The 20,618-nt window shown below is 72.4% G+C and carries 19 protein-coding genes; 3 read left to right on the plus strand and 16 right to left on the minus strand.

Features of this window, described 5'->3' with window-relative positions:
* Positions 1-20: 20 nt before the first annotated feature.
* The 4 genes from tatA to ACFYYN_RS12975 all read right to left on the minus strand — a co-directional run bounded on the left by tatA (position 21) and on the right by ACFYYN_RS12975 (position 2,353).
* The gene (gene tatA / locus ACFYYN_RS12960) at positions 21-302 is read right to left on the minus strand and encodes a Sec-independent protein translocase subunit TatA (RefSeq protein WP_500545778.1); all 282 of its coding nucleotides are present in this window, start codon (positions 300-302) and stop codon (positions 21-23) included.
* Between the two features lie 72 nt (positions 303-374).
* On the minus strand, positions 375-614 hold the full coding sequence (locus tag ACFYYN_RS12965) for a twin-arginine translocase TatA/TatE family subunit (protein ID WP_499516191.1): 240 nt from the start codon (positions 612-614) through the stop codon (positions 375-377).
* Positions 615-664: 50 nt separating this feature from the next.
* Positions 665-1,777 carry an alpha/beta fold hydrolase gene (locus tag ACFYYN_RS12970; protein ID WP_500323715.1) on the minus strand — a complete coding sequence of 371 codons (1,113 nt, stop codon included), beginning with the start codon at positions 1,775-1,777 and terminating at the stop codon, positions 665-667.
* Between the two features lie 102 nt (positions 1,778-1,879).
* The gene (locus ACFYYN_RS12975; protein ID WP_500545779.1) at positions 1,880-2,353 is read right to left on the minus strand and encodes a VOC family protein; all 474 of its coding nucleotides are present in this window, start codon (positions 2,351-2,353) and stop codon (positions 1,880-1,882) included.
* A 354-nt stretch (positions 2,354-2,707) separates the two neighbouring features.
* On the opposite strand from ACFYYN_RS12975, the gene ACFYYN_RS12980 reads away from it, so the two are divergent.
* The gene (locus ACFYYN_RS12980) at positions 2,708-3,310 is read left to right on the plus strand and encodes a CGNR zinc finger domain-containing protein (RefSeq protein WP_500545780.1); all 603 of its coding nucleotides are present in this window, start codon (positions 2,708-2,710) and stop codon (positions 3,308-3,310) included.
* A 161-nt stretch (positions 3,311-3,471) separates the two neighbouring features.
* Positions 3,472-4,827, plus strand: coding sequence for a mycothione reductase (locus ACFYYN_RS12985; RefSeq protein ID WP_500545781.1), 1,356 nt, complete (start codon positions 3,472-3,474; stop codon positions 4,825-4,827).
* A gap of 78 nt (positions 4,828-4,905) precedes the next feature.
* Here the strand turns inward: ACFYYN_RS12985 and ACFYYN_RS12990 are convergent, their stop codons facing one another.
* Together ACFYYN_RS12990 and ACFYYN_RS12995 are read right to left on the minus strand one after the other, a co-directional pair.
* Positions 4,906-6,864, minus strand: coding sequence for a multicopper oxidase family protein (locus ACFYYN_RS12990; protein WP_500545782.1), 1,959 nt, complete (start codon positions 6,862-6,864; stop codon positions 4,906-4,908).
* Positions 6,865-7,367: 503 nt separating this feature from the next.
* Positions 7,368-8,273 (minus strand): NmrA family NAD(P)-binding protein, encoded by a 906-nt coding sequence (locus ACFYYN_RS12995; protein ID WP_500545783.1) that lies wholly within the window; start codon positions 8,271-8,273, stop codon positions 7,368-7,370.
* A gap of 202 nt (positions 8,274-8,475) precedes the next feature.
* Between ACFYYN_RS12995 and ACFYYN_RS13000 the strand changes: the two genes are divergently transcribed.
* Positions 8,476-10,725 carry a SpoIIE family protein phosphatase gene (locus ACFYYN_RS13000; RefSeq protein ID WP_500545784.1) on the plus strand — a complete coding sequence of 750 codons (2,250 nt, stop codon included), beginning with the start codon at positions 8,476-8,478 and terminating at the stop codon, positions 10,723-10,725.
* Positions 10,726-10,754: 29 nt separating this feature from the next.
* Here ACFYYN_RS13000 and ACFYYN_RS13005 read toward each other — a convergent pair whose 3' ends face one another.
* The 10 genes from ACFYYN_RS13005 to tal form a co-directional block, all read right to left on the minus strand.
* Entirely contained in the window at positions 10,755-11,123 is a 369-nt protein-coding gene (locus ACFYYN_RS13005; RefSeq protein WP_500545785.1) for a nitrile hydratase accessory protein, read from the minus strand.
* Complete coding sequence (gene nthA / locus ACFYYN_RS13010) at positions 11,120-11,719, minus strand: nitrile hydratase subunit alpha (protein WP_500545786.1); 600 nt, start codon at positions 11,717-11,719, stop codon at positions 11,120-11,122. The genes ACFYYN_RS13005 and nthA overlap by 4 nt, the downstream gene beginning before the upstream one ends.
* Entirely contained in the window at positions 11,719-12,381 is a 663-nt protein-coding gene (gene nthB / locus ACFYYN_RS13015) for a nitrile hydratase subunit beta (protein ID WP_500545787.1), read from the minus strand. Before nthB ends, nthA begins: the two co-directional genes overlap by 1 nt.
* A 122-nt stretch (positions 12,382-12,503) precedes the next feature.
* Entirely contained in the window at positions 12,504-13,331 is an 828-nt protein-coding gene (locus tag ACFYYN_RS13020) for an SDR family oxidoreductase (RefSeq protein ID WP_500545788.1), read from the minus strand.
* 97 nt (positions 13,332-13,428) lie between these two features.
* The gene (locus ACFYYN_RS13025; RefSeq protein WP_500545789.1) at positions 13,429-14,106 is read right to left on the minus strand and encodes a histidine phosphatase family protein; all 678 of its coding nucleotides are present in this window, start codon (positions 14,104-14,106) and stop codon (positions 13,429-13,431) included.
* Positions 14,107-14,195: 89 nt separating this feature from the next.
* Complete coding sequence (gene gnd, locus ACFYYN_RS13030; RefSeq protein WP_500545790.1) at positions 14,196-15,083, minus strand: phosphogluconate dehydrogenase (NAD(+)-dependent, decarboxylating); 888 nt, start codon at positions 15,081-15,083, stop codon at positions 14,196-14,198.
* 90 nt (positions 15,084-15,173) lie between these two features.
* A complete protein-coding gene (gene pgi, locus ACFYYN_RS13035; protein ID WP_500545791.1) occupies positions 15,174-16,823 on the minus strand; it encodes a glucose-6-phosphate isomerase in 1,650 nt (549 codons plus the stop codon).
* On the minus strand, positions 16,816-17,874 hold the full coding sequence (gene opcA, locus ACFYYN_RS13040; RefSeq protein WP_500545792.1) for a glucose-6-phosphate dehydrogenase assembly protein OpcA: 1,059 nt from the start codon (positions 17,872-17,874) through the stop codon (positions 16,816-16,818). The genes pgi and opcA overlap by 8 nt, the downstream gene beginning before the upstream one ends.
* Positions 17,871-19,424: a glucose-6-phosphate dehydrogenase gene (gene zwf / locus ACFYYN_RS13045; protein ID WP_500323637.1), complete on the minus strand. Its 1,554-nt coding sequence runs from the start codon at positions 19,422-19,424 to the stop codon at positions 17,871-17,873. Before zwf ends, opcA begins: the two co-directional genes overlap by 4 nt.
* Positions 19,421-20,569: a transaldolase gene (gene tal / locus ACFYYN_RS13050; protein ID WP_500545793.1), complete on the minus strand. Its 1,149-nt coding sequence runs from the start codon at positions 20,567-20,569 to the stop codon at positions 19,421-19,423. Before tal ends, zwf begins: the two co-directional genes overlap by 4 nt.
* Between the last annotated feature and the right edge of the window lie 49 nt (positions 20,570-20,618).

Genomic DNA, 20,618 nt, shown 5'->3' on the forward strand with positions numbered 1-20,618 from the left:
GCCGGTCCGTCCGGGGCGCTTCAGCGCCGGTGGGGTGCGCCCGCCGCGGTGGCCTCGGGCGCCGTGTGCGGGGTCGCGTCCCCGGGCTCACCGGTCGCGGCCCCGGGCCCGAGGGCCGCGGTCCGCACGGCACCCGCGGGTTCGTCGGAGCCGTCCTCCCGCATGGCCTTGGTCTCGCTCCTGAGGATCCGGAGCGACTGCCCGAAGGAACGGGCCATGTCGGGAAGCCGTTTGGCCCCGAAGAGGAGGAGGACGACGACGAGGATGAGCAGGATCTCGGGTGCTCCGAGCCTTCCGAACATGGTTGGTTCCCTTCTGAGGTGCCGAGGTGACGAGGTGCCGCACGCGGATCCGGGCGCCGCCGGACGGCCCCGTCACGGCCGGTGGCCGCCGGCGGGCGGATCGCGCGGGTCGAGGTCCGTGAGGTCCAGGTCCCGCAGTTCGGGCGGGAGTTCGTCCCGGAGGCCCGCCCGGGCGCCCTGCGCGAGCTCACGGAGCCCGCGCAGGGCACGCACGGTGTCGGAGACCAGCCCGGGTAGCCTGTCGGGTCCGACGAGGACGACCGCCACCACGAGCAGCGTCAGGACCTCCAGCGGGCCGATGTCGGAGAACACCGTGCCTCCCGTCTGTGGGTGGGGTTCGCCGGGACGGACCCGGCCGGGGGTTACCGCGAGGCGCCGGCGGCGCGGCGGTACGGGGCGAGGAACGTGCCGAGTTCCGCCAGCATCTCCTCGGGTGCCTGCTCGGCGACCCAGTGACCGGCGCCGCGGAGGACCACGCCCCGTACGTCCTCCGCCAGGGGCTCCATCGCGCCCGCGACGGCACCGCCCCAGCTCTCGGATCCGCCGATCGCCAGGACCGGCATCGTCAGCTTCTTCCGCGCGCGGTCCTCGTTCTGACCGGTGGTGCCGTCCCACGCGCGGTAGAACCCGAAGCTGCCGCGCAGCGTCGCGGGGTCGGAGAAGAGGCGGACGTAGTACTCGCGCGCGTACCGGGGCAGCTTCTCCCCGCCCTGGATGTCGAACTCGTAGCCGAAGAAGTCCGCTTCACGCCCCCTGACCAGCCGTTCGGTCAGCTCGTGGTCGACCCGGTTGAACGGGATGTGCCAGAGCCTGTCGTTGTCCCGCTCGTCCACGAAGAGGATCGGTGAGGCGGACTTCCGCGGAGGTCCGGGGACCTCGGCGAGGGCCACGCGTGCGACGCGCTCCGGGTGGTCGGCCGCCAGCGCGTAGCTGATGATCATTCCGGTGTCGTGGCCGACGACCGCGAACCGCTCGTGGCCCAGGGCGTCCATCAGGGCGACCAGGTCGCCCGCCAGGGAGCGGGTGTCGTACCCGCCCATCGGCTTGTCGGTGAGGCCCATGCCGCGCTGGTCGACGGCGATGACGGTGTGGTGCCGGGCCAGTTCCGGCATCAGCATGCGCCACGCGTACCAGTTCTGCGGCCAGCCGTGCACCAGGAGCAACGGCGGCCCGTCGCCTCCGGTCACCACGTGCTGGCGCAGCCCGCCGGCCCGCACGAAGCGGCTGCTGAAGGTCTTGGTGAACCCGGCCGGCAGCCGGGGCGCCGAGGAGACCGAGCCGAACCCGTGCGGCGTCCGCAGGGGCGGGGTGGCGGAGGCCGACGGCAACCCGCCCGCCAGCGAGATGCCGGCGACGGTGACGGCGGAGGCGGCCGCGCCGCCGACGAAGGCGCGTCGTGACAGTCCGCGCGGGGCACGGTGCGACACCGGCCTCGCGCCGGGGCCGTCCTGCTCGGACGGCTCCACGGGGGGCATGTTCACGGGGTTTCCTTCCACTAGGAACGAGCATATGCACGTATTGGGTGCAGGAGGGGCCGCGTCCGTACGGCTCCGTACGCCCTGCGGTGAGGGGGTGGGTCAGCGGCCGGGGAACCGCTGCTTGATCTCCTGGAGCACCCAGCCGTTGCCGTCCGGGTCGCTGAAGGTGGCGAACGAGCCGTACGAGGCACGGTCGGGCTGCGGGCCCGCGAGCCGCCCCTGGCCCTCCTGCCGGTGGGTGATCTCCCCACCCTCGTGGCCGTGGAACAGCAGCCCGCCGGCGTCGTGGAACACCTCGCTCACCTCGATGCCCCGGGCGACCAGCTCCGCACGGGCCTCCTCGATGTCGAGGACGGCAAGGTACAGCCCCTGGGCCGAGCCCGGCTCGGCGGAGGTGAGCCCCTGACCGAACATCACCGAGCACTCCGAGCCCGGCGGGGTGAAGTGCACCGCGCGCCAGTCCTCACTGACGGCCTTGTCCAGATCCAGGCGGAATCCCAGCGCCTCGTAGAACGCCTTGGCCCGGTCGACATCGGTCACGGGCAGCACGACAAGTTCCAGCTTCGTGTACATGGGGGTCTTCCTTCGTAGACGACGGTGCGCCGCACGCCGGCGGTCACCGTTTTCCGGGGGACGAGGACGGCGGAGCCACACCGGCGCCACACGCCGGATCCCCGGCCGGGTCGCCGAAGGGCTTCGAACCGCAACTACTGGAGCGGCTCAGCCTGTCTTCGTGGTGATGACCGTAGGCCATTAGGTCGCAACCCGCAACGCGCATCCTCACGAAATGGGGCGAGCGTGACACACCTCACCGCTCCCCCATCGCTCCTCACCGGACTCCACCACACGGGAAGAGAATGACGACCGTCTCGGTTTCACCCACAACGGGGAGTGGTCTAGACTGGCCGGGAAAGGGAGGCCCGCACGATGCCGACGCCCACGACCGAGCGCAGTCCGCTGACCCAGCCCGCAGCCGTCCACGCGCTCCTGCGGTTCCTCAACACGCACGCTTCGGGGCCGAGGCAGCTCCCGGAGCGCTTCACGGACGCCCGCAGCATGCACGCATGGCTGCTGGAGCACGACCTGGGCACGGGGTCCACCCACGTCACCGAGGCCGACGCGGCCGCCGCACGCGAACTGCGCGACGCCCTGATCACCGTGCTGCTGGCGCACGCGGGCGACAAGAACACCACACCCGAGGCACTCGCCCGGGCGGAGGAGCATCTTCGCGGCGTCGCCGCCCGCTACCCCCTGGCCACGGTCGTCACCGCCGAGGGAGCCCGTTTGGCGAGCACGCAGAGCGGCATCCCCGGGCTGTTCGGGACCGTACTGGCGAGCGTCACCGAACTCGCGCACGCGGGCGTGTGGGACAGGCTGCGGGCGTGCCGCCACGAGCCGTGCCACTTCTGCTTCTTCGACCGGACGCGCAACAGCTCGGCCGGCTACTGCGGCCCGAGGTGCGGTTCCCGCGCGTCCATGCGGGCCTACCGGCAGCGCAGGAAGGAGCAGGCCGCCGGAACGGCGGGCTGACCTCCGGCTGTGTCGCACCGTTGGTGCACCCCCGGCGCCCCGTGCCCGTGATATGAACCTCGAAGGACCGAACAGGCACAAAACGGGCGGGCCGTCCCGCGGGGGCACGCCCCGCAGCCAGGACGTCCGGACATCTGCTGACCGGCGGAAGGCGGGCGGACATGGCGCACTACGATCTTGTGGTCCTCGGCGCGGGCAGCGGCAACATGCTGATCGGGGACGAGTTCGCGCACCTGCGCTGCGCCATCGTCGAACCGGGCCGCTTCGGCGGTACGTGCCTGAACCGGGGCTGCATCCCCAGCAAGATGTTCGTCGTGGCCGCCGACGCGGCCGAGGGCGCACGGGCGGCCGCGCGCCTCGGGGTCCGCGCCACCGTCGAACCGGTGGACTGGAAGACCGTCCGCGACCGGGTGTTCCACCGGATCGACCCGCTCCACGACAGCGCGGTGGACTACCGACGGGACCACGGCATCGACGTGTACACCGGGGAGGCCCGCTTCGTCGGGCCGAAAGTGCTGCAGGTGGGCGAGGAGCGGATCACCGCCGACACCATCGTCGTCGCGGTCGGCTCACGGCCCGACGTGCCGGACGTCCCCGGACTGGACACCGTGCCGTTCCACACCTCCGACACGATCATGCGGATCGAGGACGCGCCCGCTTCGCTGGCCGTCATCGGCGGCGGGTTCATCGCGGCCGAGTTCGGCCACGTCTTCGGCGCGTTCGGGTCGGACGTCACCATCATCCAGCGGGGGCCGCGCCTGCTGATGGCCGAGGACGAGCAGGTGTCCGAGCGCTTCACCGAGCTCGTCTCCCGTCGGCACCAGGTCATCCTCGGCGCCACCGTCACCGCCGTCGAACGTCGCGCCGACGGTGTCGAGGTGAGTGTGACCTGCGCCGAGGGCGAGCAGGTCGTCCAGGCAGAGATGCTGCTGGTCTGCACCGGCCGCCGGCCCAACACCGACCGGCTGGACGCGGCCGCCGGAGGGCTGGAACTCGACGGGCACGGGCACATCGTGACCGACGACACCTACCGCACGTCCGTACCGGGGGTCTGGGCCCTCGGCGACGCGGTGAACCACTTCCAGCTCAAGCACATGGCCAACGCCGAGTCCCGTGTCGTACGGCACAACCTGCTCCACCCGGACGACCTGCAGACCCTGTCCAACAAGCTCGCTCCGCACGCGGTCTTCACCAGCCCGCAGATCGCGAGCGTCGGACTGACCGAGCAGGAGGCGCGCCGCCGCGGCGTCGCGTACCTGGTGAGCGTCCGCGACTACGCGGACACCGCCTACGGATGGGCCCTGGAGGACACCACCAGTTTCGTGAAGGTCCTGGCGGACCCCCACGACCGGACGATCCTGGGCGCGCACATCATCGGTCCCCAGGCCGCGACGCTCATCCAGCCGCTGATCCAGGCCATGGCACTGGGGCAGACGGCCGACCAGGTCGGCCGGGAGGTGCTGTACATCCACCCCGCGCTGACCGAGGCCGTCGAGCAGGCCCTGCTGGATCTGTAGGCCCGGGGTCCGGGTCCGCCCGGAGCGGTCCCGCCCGAGACGGGACCGCTCCGGGCCCGGACGCCCGGGCGGTGGGGGCTACATCTTCATGTGCTTCATGTCGTGCGCGTCCATTCCCCGGCCCATGTCCATCAGCATCCGGTGGATGTCGTGGACCGGCGACGGCATGACGACGAAGGGCCGCATCATGCCCTCGTCCTCGTGGTCGAGGAGGTGGCAGTGGTACATCACCTTGCCGGTCTGGTCGGCGAGACGTCCCGCCACGGTGACGAGGGTGTTGGCGTTGACGGTGATGGTGTCCTTCCAGCCGGACTCCTCCGGGGCGACCGGGACCGGAGCGCCGACCGTGATGGGCTTCCTGGTCTGCGCCGTGGCGAAGTCCACACCGGAGGAGTCGACGGCCCGCCGGTCGACGACCTGGAAGTTCATCAGGTGGATGTGCATCGGGTGGTAGATGGGCACGCCCTCGGGGGCGGCGCTGATGAAGTGCCACTTCTCCCAGGTGCCGGAGGCGCCGAAGAAGGTGGTGGTGTCCTCGAACATGCTGCCCGTGCGACGCAGCGTCCGGGTGCCGCCCGGCATGTCGACCCTCACGACGCCGGTGCCCGGCGCCGTGTCGGCCGGGACCTGCTCCATCTCCCAGATCTGGGGCATGGCGCCGGTCCTGTCGAAGCTGAGCAGGACGAAGCGCTCGGTGGCGTCCTTGGGCACATCGGCGAGGGTGAGCTTGCGGAACGACTTCGACAACGTTGTCGGAAGCGGGTGCAGCGCGCGGCGCTTCTTCTCGACGCGGAACTGCATGACGTCGGGGAAGGGGATCATGAAGTCCGGCAGGGCCGCTCCGGCGGTCTGGCCCGGGATCGTGTTGACGAGCTTGAGCTTCCTCCCGGGGAAGGCCGCGAAGTCGACGACGACGTCGGCGCGCTCGGCGGGCGAGAGGGAGATCGCCTCGTCGATGGTCTGCGGCTTGCCGAGCAGCCCCATGTCGGTGCCGATGAGCTTCATGGCGCCGCGCACGACCTTGCCGGTCTCCTCGTCGACGACGACCAGGCGGTAGACGCGGGTGGTGGAGACGTTCACCAGACGGAAGCGGTAGGCGCGGGCCTGCACGTCCAGGTACGGCCACACCACGCCGTTGACCATCGTGAACGGGTTCAGGCTCGCCAGGGCGGGCGGGATGGTTCCCGGCATCGGCATCGCGCCGCCGCCCAGGATCCGCTTGGCGAGGACCTGGCCGGTGAGGCGGCCCTGGGCGTCGGTGTCGAAGTTGACGTCCTGGATCGTCAGCGGGATCTCGTGCTCGCCGCGGGGCAGTCCGAGCCGGCCCTCCTCCGCGTCGCGCACCACGTAGTTGCCGACCAGACCGGCCTGGACGTTGAGCGAGGTCACCGACATGGCGTGGTCGTGGTAGAAGAGGTGGGTCGCCGCCTGGTCGTTGGCGTACTCCCCCAACTGCCCGTTACCGGAGGTGACGCCGAACTCCGCGGCGCCGTCGCTCAGGGCGTTCTGGTGGCCGCCGTGCACATGGACGGTGGTCCAGGCGGTGAGCCGCTCGACCTCGGGACGGGCGGCGGCACCCTCGGCACCGGGCCGGTTGTAGGGCAGCAGGCCGGGGCCGGGCCCCTCGGGGTTCACCCACACCGCCTTGACCGGCGTCCTGCCCTTGAGCTTGTTGTTCCAGGCGATCCGGACCCGCTCCCCGCTGCGGACCTCGATGGTCGGGCCGGGGAAGTGGCCGGCGTAGGTCCACAGCCGGGTCGGCGGCATCTGGGAGTGCAGCCGGACCGAGGACCGGACCATGTCGATCTCCGTGATCCCATGGCTCTTGGGGCGCAGCGTCGGCGGGACGCGCAGCGCGTCCCGGAACGGTTTCAACGTCGTGAACGTGGGCTCGTTCACGCCGTGCAGCGCGTCGGCCGCCTCCGCCGTGCCGTCGAAGACGCCGACGGAGCCGAGGACTCCGGTGCCGGCGACGGCGACGGCCGCCGCGGTGACCCCGGCCATGCCGAGGACGGTCCGCCTGCTGGTCGTTGACATGTAAGTGTTCATCCTGTTCTGGGTGGTACGAGCGCGGGAGGCGGAGCTTCGAAGGGACGCACATGCGCTCCCCTGGGTCCGGGGAGCGTCGTTCCGCGCGCCTCAGGACGGCGATGCCGAGCGGTCGACCTGCGGCCTGGGGAAAATCGGGCGCGGACGGATGCCGTCGGGCCTGTCGGCCACCGGCATCCCGCGTCAGGGCAGGCACGTCGGCCTGCCGGCCGCTCCCGACGAGGGTCCTGTCGGTCCGGCGTTCCCGGAGCGCGCATCCTCCCGGTGGGTTCGCCACCTCGGTGCGCCACTCGTACCCGGGCATTCCCCCCAGCCTGCGCTGAGCCCCCCCGCGCACTATTTGCTCGGTCAAGCAAGTAGAACATTGGATTACTTGTACGTGCAAGTAGCTTGATTCGTCATCAAACCGGCGGCGGCAACACGGGCCCGCGGACGCACGGCGGACCCCGCTCCGGCATCCCCGCGGGATGCCGGAGCGGCCCCGCGCGGGCTCAGCCCAGGTAGAAGTCCCGGCGGGCGGCGACGAACTGCTCGACGGTCCGGGCGGGCACGCCCGTCACACGCTCGACGTCGTCGGACGCCCGGTCGTAGCGGTTCTCCCGGTGCAGCCGGCCCATGGTGGCGATGTGGGCCTCGACGTGCGGCGGCAGACCGGCCCGGCTGAGCACCTCGTCCCGCCACCGCTCCGGCGGCACGTCGACGTAGGACACCTCACGTCCCAGCGCCCGGGAGAACTCCTCGGCCATCTCGGCCATGTCGAGCGTGCGCGGCCCGGTCAGTTCCAGGACCCGGCCGACGTGCGGGACCGGGTCGCGCAGGACCGTGGCGACGACGCGGGCGACGTCCTCCACGGCCACCGGGGAGGTACGCCCGGTGCCGAACGGCAGCGCGATCGTCCCGGTCTCCCGGATCGACCGTGCCGCCAGTACGGTGAACAGCGGATTGTCCAGGAAGGACGTCGGGCGGACGTGGACCACCGGCAGGCCCGACCAGTTCAGCACCTGCTCCGCCAGCCAGTGCAGCCGCTGCTGGTGGGACTCCCCCGTGCTGGTCGCGGTCATCTGCGACACCGTCATCTGCGACATGCCCACCAGCGCGTCCAGCCGCCCGTACGCGCGGGCGACGCTCGCCACCACGGTCGCCGCGAGCAGGTGATCGGTCGAGACGGGCATCGCGAAGTACATCCGCCGCGCACCCTCCAGTGCCGCCGCCACGGTCTCGGGCCGGGTCAGATCGCCGGTGACGACCTCCGCGCCGAGCGCGCGCAGCGCGTCCGCCCGCTCGTCGTCGTGGCGGACCATCGCGCGCACCGGTACGTCCTGCTCACGCAGGAGTTCGAGGACGGCACGGCCCACGCCGCCGACCCCGGTGACGAGGACAAGATTGCCGGCAGCCATCGGTCGGTCTCCTTCTGGGTTGGCTGAGTTCCGGGTGACGGGTGTGGCCACGGACTCCCGTGGCGTCCGAGGTGCCGCAGTGCGCGCACCCCCATCCGTACCATTACGAGCATATGCTCCTATCCGGCGAGCGGCAAGCGAGGTCTTCGCCCCTGAGCGACCGGCCACCCGCGCACCTATACTCGCGAGGAGGAGCCGTTCGATGACCAGCAACAGCGCAGTCGGAGAACACCGCCGCGAAGGCGGGCCCGCACGGATCGAGGGCACGGGTCTCGAGGAGGTCCTGCACGGCGCCCTCCGTGAGGCCCTGTTCCGGATGGACGCCGTCGCCGCGGCGGTCTACCTGCTGGACGGGAGCGGCGCCGAACTGCGAGCGGCGATGATCGCCGGCAGCCCGCCCTCCATGTTCACGATCCCCTGCCGGATGACCATGGACATGCCCCGCGCTTCGACCCGCGCCGTCACCACGGGCGCGACGGCGGTGCTGCCCGATCCCGACCCGGCCGACCCGGACCAGCGCTTCGCACTGCCCTATCCGTACGTGGCCCTGGCGTCCCCGGCCACCGCCGGCGGGCACCGCTTCGGCGCGCTGACCGTGCTGCGCCTGGAGAGCCACGGCGACTACGGCCCCGCCGACCACACGGTGCTGCAGGAGATCGCGGACGCGCTGGCCACCGCCCTCGCCGAACTCGTGCGTCACGGCGTTGCCGTCGTGAGCGGCCCCGCACCCGCCCTCGTACCGGTGTTCCACGCGAGCATCCACACCCCGGGCTGGGGGGTGCGCGGCGTCCCGGGCTCGTCCGGAGCCAGCCTGATGTACCCCCTGCGTCATTTCGCCGAGCGCCTCAACCAGGCCACGACGGTGGACCACGTCGTCGCGGCGGCCCGGGACTGCATCATGTCCCCCTTCGGCGCCGGAGCCGTGGTGCTGGCCTCGGTGAGTGCGGGCCGGCTGTGGGTCCTGGGACACAGCGGACCCTCCTCCGCCCTGGTCCGCACCGTCCACGGCGCCAGACTCGGCGCGAGCACTCCCGCGGTGGAGGCGGTACGCGGGCACGCGCTGTTCCTGTCCGAGGGCGCACCACCGGACACGGACCCGGACCGGCACGACGCCGGGCCGCGGGCCGAGGCCTACCTGCCGCTCGTCGTCGGGAGCAGGAGCGTCGCCGAGGTTTCCCTGATGAACCCGCGCATCGTCGGGGTGTGCTGCCTGGAGTTCGAGGGGGCCCGCGCGTTCCCGCCCGAGGAACGGACGGTGCTCGGCATGATGGCCGGCATGCTGGGGGCGACGGTGGAACGCGTCGAACTGGGCACCCGGCAGCGCGAGATCGCGGAACACCTGCAGCGCAGGCTCCTGCCGCCCGTCCTGTCCGAGCTGCCGGGGCTGGCCACCACCGCGCGCTACCGGCCCGCCACGACCACCTGCCAGGCGGGCGGCGACTGGTACGACGTGATCAAGGTGTCGGACGACCGGATGGTGCTCGCCGTCGGTGACGTGGAAGGCCACGACCTGGACAGCGCCGCCGTCATGGGCCAGGTGCGCACCGCGCTGACCTCGTACGCGACCGAAGGCCACTGCCCCGCCGCGGTGATCGACCGGACGGGCCGGCTGCTCGCCGAACTCGGCACGGAGCAGCTCGTGACCTGCTGCGTGGTCGCCCTGGACACCGCTGACGGTATGGCAGAAGTGGCTCTCGCCGGGCATCCGGCGCCGGTCGTACGGCGGCCCGACGGAAGCGTGGACGTCCTCGACGCGCCCGCGAACCTCCCCCTGGGCGTCACCACGCAGCACCCTTACCGCGGTTGTGAGCACACGCTGTCCCCAGGGTCCGTGCTGATGCTCTACTCCAACGGCCTGACCGACTCCCTCACCGGGGACCACGGCGCGTGCGCGCGGACCTTGCTCCGTGCGGGGGTCCGGGAGTCCGGGGCCGGGGCCGACCTGGAACAGGTCGCCGACCGCATGGTCGCCGAGGTCTCCGGCCCCCGGTGGCGCCGGGACGACGCGGTGCTGCTCCTGGCCCGGTACGAAGGCGCCGCGGGCAAGGGGGCGCCACTGACCGCGAGCCTGCACGTGCAGCGGCGCGATCTGCACGGGGTCAAGGCGGCCCGGGAGTTCGTCGACGAGCAACTGCACGCGTGGTCGCTGCCGGTCGTGTCGGACACCCTCCAGCTGATCACCTCGGAGATCGTGACCAACGCCCTCATCCACGCGGGCAGCGACGTCGACGTCCGGCTGCGGGCCTTCGGCGACCACGTCCGGCTGGAGGTGCGGGACTCCGACAGCAACCCGCCCGTCCCCTCGCCGCTGGCCCTGGACGAGGAGGAGAACGCCGAGGCCGAGCACGGCAGGGGTCTGCTCATCGTCGAGGCCCTGGCCGGGCAGTGGAACGCCTCGCCCAACGGCCGCGGCAAGACCGTCTCCCTGGACCTGCCCATCCCGCACGGCTGACGGACCGGGCCGGGAGCGGTGCCTCGCAGTCAGTGCCGATGTGCGTGGTCGTCGTGGTGGTGGTCGCCGTGGTCGTGGCCCGCGGGCCGGCCGGCCAGGGTCCGGGCGCGCGCGGTGACCTCGCCCGCACGGACCACGTCCTGTTCGGTGAGCACGTCCTCCAGCGCGGCCAGCCAGAGCCGGTAGTAGCTCCAGGCACCGTCCGCGTGCGGCGCGCTCTCCCAGGCCCGGATGCGCGCGATCAGCGCGGCCTGGAACCGGGGCCAGGCGAAGGCACCCGCTTCGTGGAGGCCGATGGCCATGCCGAAGGCGCGGCTCTCCCACGGCTCGGCGAAGACCAGCTCGCCGTTGGAACGGGGCGGCGCGGCCGGACCGTCGACGTCCAGGGGCACGGTCACGGCGCCGCCACCTTCGCCACGCCGACCATGGCGTCCCGGGTCACCAGCGGCACGAGTTCCTCCTCCGTCAGGTGCTCGGTACCGCCGGGGCGTTCGGGCAGCACCAGCCAGCGCACCTCGCTGGTGGAGTCCCGGACGGTGATCCGCACGTCGTCGGCGAGGTCGAGTCCCATCTCGGAGAGCACCGTGCGCGGTTCCCTCACCACGCGCGCACGGTAGGCAGGATCCTTGTACCAGCTCGGCGGCAGGCCGAGCACCGGCCACGGGTAGCACGAGCACAGCGTGCAGACCACCACGTTGTGGGTCGTGGGGGTGTTCTCCACGACGACGATGTGCTCACCCTGCCGCCCGGCGAAGCCCAGTTCCGCGATGGCCGCGGTGCCGTCCTGGAGCAGCCGGCGCTTGTACTGCGGGTCGGTCCACGCCTTGGCGACGACCTTGGCGCCGTTGAGCGGGCCCACCTGGGTCTCGTAGGTGGCGATGATCGTGTCCATCGCCGCCGGGTCGATCAGGCCGCGCTCGGTGAGCAGTTGCTCGAGCGCCTCGGTCCGCAGGGCCGGGGGGAGGTGGTCGCCCGGTCCGCTGGTGGAGGTCATCAGGGGGTCTCCAGGTAGCTCTCGTACAGCTCGGCGGTGACGGAGAAGGGCTCGGCGCCGGCACCCCACAGCTCGCGGGAGTCGAACCGGACCGAGTAGACGTGCTGCGGGTTCTCGCCCAGGAAATGCGCATGGGTGTCCGGCAGCAGCGCGGCGGGCTGCACGAGGTCGACGACGCCGGGGTGTCCGCGCAGGTAGCCCGGCAGCCGGGTGTGCCCGGGCGGGGACATGTCCTTCGCGCGGACCCGCTCGCCGACGGCGAAGGCCGGCGGGGTGTCCACGGTACGGAGCGAGCCCGGGGCGGTGGGAGCGTAGTCGGGGCGGGCCGGTTCGGGGACCGGTGGCTCCTCGACGCCGGCGCCGCGCAGGTTGCGGGCGCGGGTCCCGACCGCGGTGGGCGCCAGGACGGCGCTCTCGGTGAGCATCAGCTCCGCGGCGTTCAGCCACCGGCCGAAGTAGCCGTCGTCCAGGTAGGCGGCCCGGTCCAGGCGTTCCGTGGCGTGCCGGAAGGCGTCCACGTTGTACCCGGACACCTGGGTGGAGAGGATCGCCAGCGCGAACGCCCGGCCCTGCCAGGGCTCGGCGAAGACCGGTTCGCCTGGTCTCGGCGGCCGGACGGGCCCCCATCCCCGCGTGCCCCCCATGTCCGCGATGCCCTCCATGGCGCGCCCTTCCGTGTGCCGCGATCACTGGCACATCAGCTTGGACCCTGGGCGGCCGGTGTCCCCGGCGACACGGCCCGCGCGCCTCCCGGTTCCATCCGATGGGCAGTCAGGCCCTCGTCCTACCGGGGGCGGAGGAATTCCCGGGCTCCGCGCAGACGGGTCCGTATGCGCCGCTGGGTGGCGCTGCTGTCGAGGCGGACGTCGAGGGGGCCGGGCACGGGGCCGTCGGCGCGGCGCCCGGCGCGCAGCGCGGTGGCGTCGAGCCCGTCGCGGCGGGCGATGAGCCCGCCCAGTTCGTAGCGGTTGAGGGCGTCCGTCCCGGCGAGGTGGAACACGCCGGATGCGTCGGACACCGCGAGTTCCCACAGGGCGGAGGCGAGGTCCTCGACGTGCACCGGGCAGCGGACGTCGTCGGTGAACAGGACGCCGTCGCGCACGCCTGCGGCCAGGTCGTGGACCAGGCGCTCGTGCGCGGATCCGCCGTCGCCGATGATCAACGAGGTGCGCGCGACCACGGCGGCCGGCGCCAGGAGCCGCACCGCGGTCTCGGCGGCGGCCTTCGCCGCGCCGTACGGGCTGATGGGATCGGGCAGGCAGGTCTCGTCGTAGTGGACCCGGCCCCCGGAGAAGACGGCGTCGCTGGAGACGTGGACCAGGCGGAAGCCGTGTTCGGCGGCGGCCAGGGCCACGCGGACCGAGCCGTCGGCGGTGACCTCCCAGTCGCCGTACCCGCTGCTGGCGTTGACGACGGCGTCGGGGGCGACCTCGGCCAGTACCTCGCCGAGGTGCCCCGGGGCGCGGAGGTCGAGGTGGTGCCACGGGACACCGGGGACGCCGCCGGGGTGGCGGGAGCGGTACGTCGCGGCCGTCTCGAGACCCGCGGCCGGGGCCTGTCGTACGAGTTCCCTGCCGAGGAACCCGCTGCCGCCGACGATGAGGACCTTCACGGGCTTCACCGTAGGGCAGGCGCAGGGCCGGCGGGGCTCCTCCGCCCCGGAAGACGGCGGATGCGGGGGAGGAAGTTCCCGACGGGGCGACGCCCCCTCACCGGCCCGGGGACGAGTCGTGCTCGGGGCGCCGCTGCGGGGGGATCGCGCCGGACGGGGAGTGCGCGCCGGTCGCCGGGGCGCCCGTGGTGTTCCAGGCCTTGATGACGGGGCGGTCGTGCTCGGTGCCGAGCCGGCTGACGGTGCCGGTGTCCAGGGCGAACAGCGATCCGGCCGACGGCGGCAGGCCGAGGCGGCGGGCGGTGAGGACGCGCAGGATGTGGCCGTGCGCGACGAGCAGCACGTCGCCCGCGGCGGGGTCGCTCAGCAGCGGCTCGACGCGCGCGAGCACGCGGTCGGCGCGGCGGCCGACGTCCTCGGGGCCCTCCCCCGGATGGTCAGCGGGGCCGGGAGCCACGCCGTCGGCCCACAGGTTCCAGGTCGGGCGGGTGCGGTGGATCTCGGCGGTGGTGACGCCCTCGTAGCCCCCGTAGTCCCATTCGCTCAGGTCCGGGTCGATCTCGGCACCGGACACCCCGGCCAGTTCGGCGGTGCGTACGGCGCGGCGCAGGGGGCTGCTCAGGGCGAGGGCGATGTCGTGCCCGCGGAGCAGGTGGGCGACGCGGGCCGCCTCTCCCTCGCCGTGCGGTGTCAGGGGCAGGTCGGTGTGGCTGGTGTGCTGTCGGGACAGGGTCCACGCGGTTTCGCCGTGGCGGAGCAGGAGCAGGTCGCCCATGGTCGTTCATCCACTTTCGGCACGGAGGAGGGGTGGTGCGGGTGAGGCGGTACGGAGCCCGCGCCGGCGGGCGCGGGCTCCGGCGGTGGCTAGGCCTTGTCGTCCGCGGTGGTGACGGCGTGGCCGCCGAACTGGTTGCGCAGCGCAGCGATCATCTTCATCTGCGGGGAGTCGTCCTGGCGGGACGCGAAGCGGGCGAAGAGCGACGCGGTGATCGCGGGCAGCGGCACGGCGTTGTCGATGGCCGCCTCGACGGTCCAGCGGCCCTCGCCGGAGTCCTCCGCGTACCCCCTGAGTCCGTCGAGGTGCTCGTCCTCGTCGAGGGCGCCCACGGCCAGGTCCAGCAGCCAGGAACGGATGACGGTGCCCTCCTGCCAGGAGCGGAACACCTCGCGCACGTCGGTGACCGAGTCCACCTTCTCCAGCAGCTCCCAGCCCTCGGCGTAGGCCTGCATCATGGCGTACTCGATGCCGTTGTGGACCATCTTCGCGAAGTGGCCGGCGCCGACCGCGCCCGCGTGGACGAAGCCGAAGTCGCCCGCGGGCTTGAGGGCGTCGAAGACCGGCTGCACCTTCTCCACGTGCTCCGCCTGGCCGCCGACCATGAGGGCGTAGCCGTTCTTCAGGCCCCATACGCCGCCGGAGACACCGGCGTCCACGAAGCCGATGCCCTTGGCGGCCAGCTCCTCGGCGTGCTTCTCGTCGTCCGTCCAACGGGAGTTGCCGCCGTCGACGACGATGTCGCCCGGCTCCAGGAGGCCGCCGAGCTCGTCGACCACGGACTGGGTCGGCGCGCCGGCCGGCACCATCACCCACACCACGCGGGGTGCGTCGAGCTTGTCGACCAGTTCGGTGAGGCTGCCGACGTCGGCCAGGTCGGGGTCCCGGTCGTAGCCGACGACGGTGTGGCCGGCGCGGCGGATCCGCTCGCGCATGTTGCCGCCCATCTTGCCGAGGCCGACGAGTCCGAGTTGCATGTCAGGTGCTCCTTCTGTGTGTCGCGGGTGTGGTCGGCGGGCGGCGCGCACCCGGGGGCCGGGCGGCGCCGCCGTGGGGGTTCCCCCGGGTCAGTTGCCCCGCAGGGAGCGGTACGCGGCCACCAGGGCCGCGGTGGAGGGGTCGAGTCCGGGCACGTCGGCTTCGCCGGTCAGGGCGGGTTCGACGCGCTTGGCGAGGACCTTTCCGAGTTCGACGCCCCACTGGTCGAAGGAGTCGATGTTCCACAGGGCGCCCTGGACGAAGACCTTGTGCTCGTAGAGCGCGATGAGCTGGCCGAGGACCGAGGGGGTCAGTCCGGTCGCCAGGACGGTGGTGGTCGGGTGGTCGCCGCGGAAGGTCCGGTGCGGGACCTGCTCCTCGGGCACGCCCTCGGCGCGGACCTCGTCGGCGGTCTTGCCGAAGGCGAGCGCCTGACCCTGCGCGAACAGGTTGGCCATCAGCAGGTCGTGCTGGGCGGTGAGTTCCGCGCTCAGCTCGCCGGCCGGGCGGGCGAAGCCGATGAGGTCCGCCGGTATCAGCTTCGTGCCCTGGTGGATCAGCTGGTAGTACGCGTGCTGGCCGTTGGTGCCGGGCGTGCCCCACACGACGGGGCCGGTCTGCCGTTCCACGGGGTGCCCGTCGCGGTCCACGGACTTGCCGTTGGACTCCATGTCCAGTTGCTGCAGGTAGGCGGTGAACTTGGACAGGTAGTGGGAGTACGGCAGGACGGCGTGCGACTGGGCGTCGAAGAAGTTGCCGTACCAGACGCCGAGCAGTCCGAGGATCAGCGGCGCGTTGGCCTCGGCGGGTGCGGTGCGGAAGTGCTCGTCGACGGTGTGGAAGCCGTCGAGCATCTCACGGAACCGCCCCGGGCCGATGGCGATCATCAGGGAGAGGCCGATCGCCGAGTCGAAGGAGTAACGGCCGCCCACCCAGTCCCAGAACTCGAACATGTTCTCCGGGTCGATGCCGAACTCCGCGACCTTGCCGGTGTTGGTCGACAGGGCGACGAAGTGCCGGGCGACGGCCTTCTCCTCCCCGTCGAGCCCGGCCAGCAGCCAGCTGCGCGCGGAGGTGGCGTTGGTGATCGTCTCGATGGTGGTGAAGGTCTTGGACGCGACGACGAACAGGGTCTCGGCCGGGTCGAGGCCCTGCAGGGCCTCGTGGAGGTCCGCGCCGTCGACGTTGGAGACGAAACGGAACGTCAGCGAGCGGTCGGTGAACGGCCGCAGCGCCTCGTACGCCATGGCGGGGCCGAGGTCGGAGCCGCCGATGCCGATGTTGACGACGTTCCTGATCCGCTTGCCGGTGTGGCCGGTCCACCCACCGGAGCGCACCCGGTCGGCGAAGGCGGACATCTTGTCGAGCACCGCGTGGACCCGCGGCACGACGTTCTCGCCGTCCACCTCCACGACGGCGTCCCGCGGCGCGCGCAGGGCGGTGTGGAGGACGGCCCTGCCCTCGGTGACGTTGATCTTCTCGCCGCGGAACATCGCGTCGCGCAGCTCGAACACGCCGGTGGCGGCGGCCAGGTCGCGCAGCAGGGCGAGGGTCTCGTCCGTGACCAGGTTCTTGGAGTAGTCGATGCGCAGGTCGCCGACCTCCACCGTGTAGCGCCGCGCCCGTGCGGGGTCCGCCGCGAACAGCTCGCGCAGGTGCGGTCCCGGCCGCGTGGCGGCGCGGTGCTCCTCCAGCGCGGCCCACTGCGGGCGGTGGCTCGGCTCGGGTGTGTCAGGCATCGTCCTTCTCCTGGTTCTCGTGCTGGTGCGCGCGCTGCGGCGGCACCGGGGCGGCCTTTGCGGAACGGGCCCTGGTGGAGGCGGCCTTCGCCGCCCGGACCGGGGCGGCCTTCGCCGGGAGGGCCTTCGTGCGGGGCGCCTTGACCTGGGCCCGCAGCGCGGCGGCGTAGGCCTCGTCCGGGTCGAGACGGCGGAGCTCCTCCGCGATGAGCTCGGCGGTGGTGCGCACCTTCAGCGCCAGGGCCCGGGTGGGCTGTCCGGGGATGGACAGCCGGGCCACGGCACCCTCGGGGCGGTCGATGGTGACGTCGCCGTCCGGGGTGCGCAGCCGGACCGCGGTCACCACGGGCCCGTCGGTGACGACCCGTTCGACGGGCACGCGCAGCCGGTCGGCGAACCAGCGGGCCAGCAGTTCGGCGCTGGGGTTGTCGGCCTCGCTCTCCACGACCGCGGAGGTGACCCGGGCCTGGGCCTGGTCCAGCGCGGCGGCGAGCATGGAGCGCCACGGCGTCGTCCGGGTCCACGCGAGGTCGGTGTCGCCGGGCGCGTACGCACCGGCCCGGGCCGCCAGTGCCTCCAGCGGCCGGTCGACCGCGTAGGCGTCGGTGATGCGGCGCTGGGCGAGGGCGCCGAGCGGGTCCTTGGCCGGTACGTCGGGTGCGTCCGCGGGCCACCAGATGACGACGGGGGCGTCGGGCAGCAGCAGCGGCAGGACCACGGAGTCGGCGTGCCCGGCCACTTCACCGAACAGCCTCAGCAGCACCGCCTCGCCGGATCCGGCGTCGGAGCCGACGCGGACCTCGGCGTCGACGCGGGAGGGGGTGCGCCGGCCGGTGGCGCGCGACGGCCGCTTGATGACGACGAGCGTGCGCGAGGGGTGCTCCTGCGCCGCCTGCTCCGCCGCCTTCAGGGCGTCGTGGGCGTTCTCCTCGTCGGTCACGATGACCATGGTCAGGACCATGCCGACGGCGGGGGTGCCGATGGCGCGGCGGCCCTGCACCAGGGCCTTGTTGATGTGGCTTGCCGTGGTGTCGGTCAGGTCGATCCTCATGGCCTGCGCCAGCTCCGTCCGTCTCGTGCGAGCATCTCGTCGGCCTCCGCGGGGCCCCAACTGCCCGCGGTGTACTGCGCGGGCCGTCCGTGCGTGTCCCAGTACCGCTCGACCGGGTCGAGGATCTTCCAGGACTCCTCGACCTCCAGGTGGCGGGGGAAGAGGTTGGCGTCGCCGAGCAGCACGTCGAGGATGAGCCGCTCGTACGCCTCGGGGCTGGACTCGGTGAAGGACTCGCCGTAGGCGAAGTCCATCGTCACGTCGCGTATCTCCATCGACGTCCCGGGCACCTTCGAGCCGAAGCGCACGGTGATGCCCTCGTCGGGCTGGACGCGGATGACGATCGCGTTCTGCCCGAGTTCCTGCGTCGCCTCCGGGCCGAAGGGGGAGTGCGGGGCGCGCTGGAAGACGACCGCGATCTCGGTGACGCGGCGGCCCAGGCGCTTGCCGGCTCGGAGGTAGAAGGGGACGCCCGCCCAGCGGCGGTTGTCGATCTCCAGCTTGATCGCGGCGTAGGTGTCGGTCCTGGACTCGGCGTCGATGCCGTCCTCCTCCAGGTAACCGTCCACCTCCTCCCCGCCCTGCCAGCCGTGCGCGTACTGCCCGCGCACGGTGTGCGCGCCCAGGTCGCCGGGGAGCCGTACCGCGCGCAGCACGTTCAGCTTCTCGGACAGGAGCGACTCGGCGTCGAAGGAGGCGGGCTCCTCCATGGCGGTCAGCGCGAGGAGTTGGAGCAGGTGGTTCTGGATGACGTCGCGCGCGGCGCCGATCCCGTCGTAGTAGCCCGCGCGGCCGCCGATGCCGATGTCCTCGGCCATCGTGATCTGCACGTGGTCGACGTAGGAACGGTTCCACAGCGGCTCGAACATCGTGTTGGCGAACCGCAGCGCCAGGATGTTCTGGACCGTCTCCTTGCCCAGGTAGTGGTCGATCCGGAAGACCTGCTCCGGGGCGAACACCTCGTGGACGAGCGCGTTGAGTTCCCGCGCGCTGGCCAGGTCGTGGCCGAAGGGCTTCTCGATGACCGCGCGTCGCCAGGAGCCCTCGGGGGCGTCGGTGAGTCCGTGCTTCTTCAGCTGCCGCACGACCTTGGGGAAGAACTTCGGCGGTACGGACAGGTAGAACGCGTAGTTGCCGCTGGTCCCCCGGGTGGCGTCCAGCTCGTCCACGGTGACGGCGAGCTGCTTGAACGCGACGTCGTCGTCGAAGTCGCCGGGGATGAAGCGCATGCCCTCGGCGAGCTGCTGCCAGACCTCCTCCCGGAACGGCGTCCGGGCGTGCTCGCGCACCGAGTCGTGCACGACCTGGGCGAAGTCCTGGTCCGCCCAGTCGCGGCGGGCGAAGCCGACGAGCGAGAAGCCCGGCGGCAGCAGCCCGCGGTTGGCCAGGTCGTACACCGCCGGCATCAGCTTCTTGCGGGACAGGTCGCCCGTCACGCCGAAGATCACCAGACCGGACGGGCCGGCGATGCGCGGCAGCCGCCGGTCGGACGGATCACGCAGGGGGTTGGGCCACGGGGTGGTGGCGGGTGCGGTCGGGTCCTTGCTCATCGCGCGTCGGCTCCCTTGCCGTTCAGTGCTGTTCCGATGGCCTGCAGCAGTTCGGCCCAGGCCGCCTCGAACTTCGCCACGCCCTCGTCCTCCAGCCGCCGGACGACCTCGTCGAGGGGGATCCCCAGTCGTTCCAGGGCCGTCAGGTCGGCGCGGGCCCGGTCGTGGCGGCCGGTGACGGTGTCGCCCTCGACGCGGCCGTGGTCGGCGACGGCGTCGAGCGTCGCCTCCGGCACGGTGGTGACCGTGCCGGACGCGACGAGTTCCTCGACGTAGCGGGTGTCCCGGTACGCCGGGTCCTTCACACCCGTGGAGGCCCACAGGGGCCGCTGCTCGTGGGCACCTGCCGCGGCGAGCGCGGCCCAGCGGTCGCCGGTGAAGAACTCCCGCTGCGCCCGGTACGCCAGCCGGGCGTTGGCGAGCGCCGCCCTGCCCTTCAGGGCCGAGGCCTCGTCCGTGCCGAGCTCCGTCAGCCGCCGGTCGACTTCCGTGTCGACGCGGGAGACGAAGAAGGAGGCGACGGAGTGGACGGTGGACAGGTCGATCCCGGCCGCACGCGCCCTCTCCAGACCGGCCAGGTAGGCCTCCATGACCTCGCGGTGGCGCTCCGGCGAGAAGATCAGCGTGACGTTCACGCTGATGCCGAGGGCGGTGACCTCCGTGATGGCGGGCAGACCCGCCGCGGTCGCCGGGATCTTGACCATCACGTTGGGGCGGTCGACCAGCCAGGCGAGCTGCCGGGCCTCGGCGACGGTCGCCCGCGTGCGGTGGGCCAGGCGCGGGTCGACCTCGATCGACACCCGGCCGTCCCGGCCGCCGGTCGCCTCGTACACGGGTCGCAGGAGGTCGGCCGCGGCACGCACGTCGGCGGCGGTCATCATGCGGACGGCTTCGTCCGGGGTGACGCCGCGCGCGGCCAGGTCGGCGAGCTCTTCCCGGTAGTCCTCCCCCGAGCCGATGGCGGCCCGGAAGATGGACGGATTCGTGGTGACGCCCACCACACGTCCCGATGCGACGAGTCGGGCGAGGTCGCCGGAGACGATGCGTCTGCGCGACAGGTCGTCCAGCCAGACCGAGACTCCCTCGGCGGCCAGTCGCTGCAACGGTTCCGCGGTTGCGGTTGGTTCTTGGTTCACTGTGATCATCTTCTTTCTGCGCTCGCGTCAACCGCGGCGGGCCCCAAAGGATTCCCGG

The organism is Streptomyces sp. NPDC001902, assembly GCF_042891295.1.
GTDB lineage: Bacteria > Actinomycetota > Actinomycetes > Streptomycetales > Streptomycetaceae > Actinacidiphila.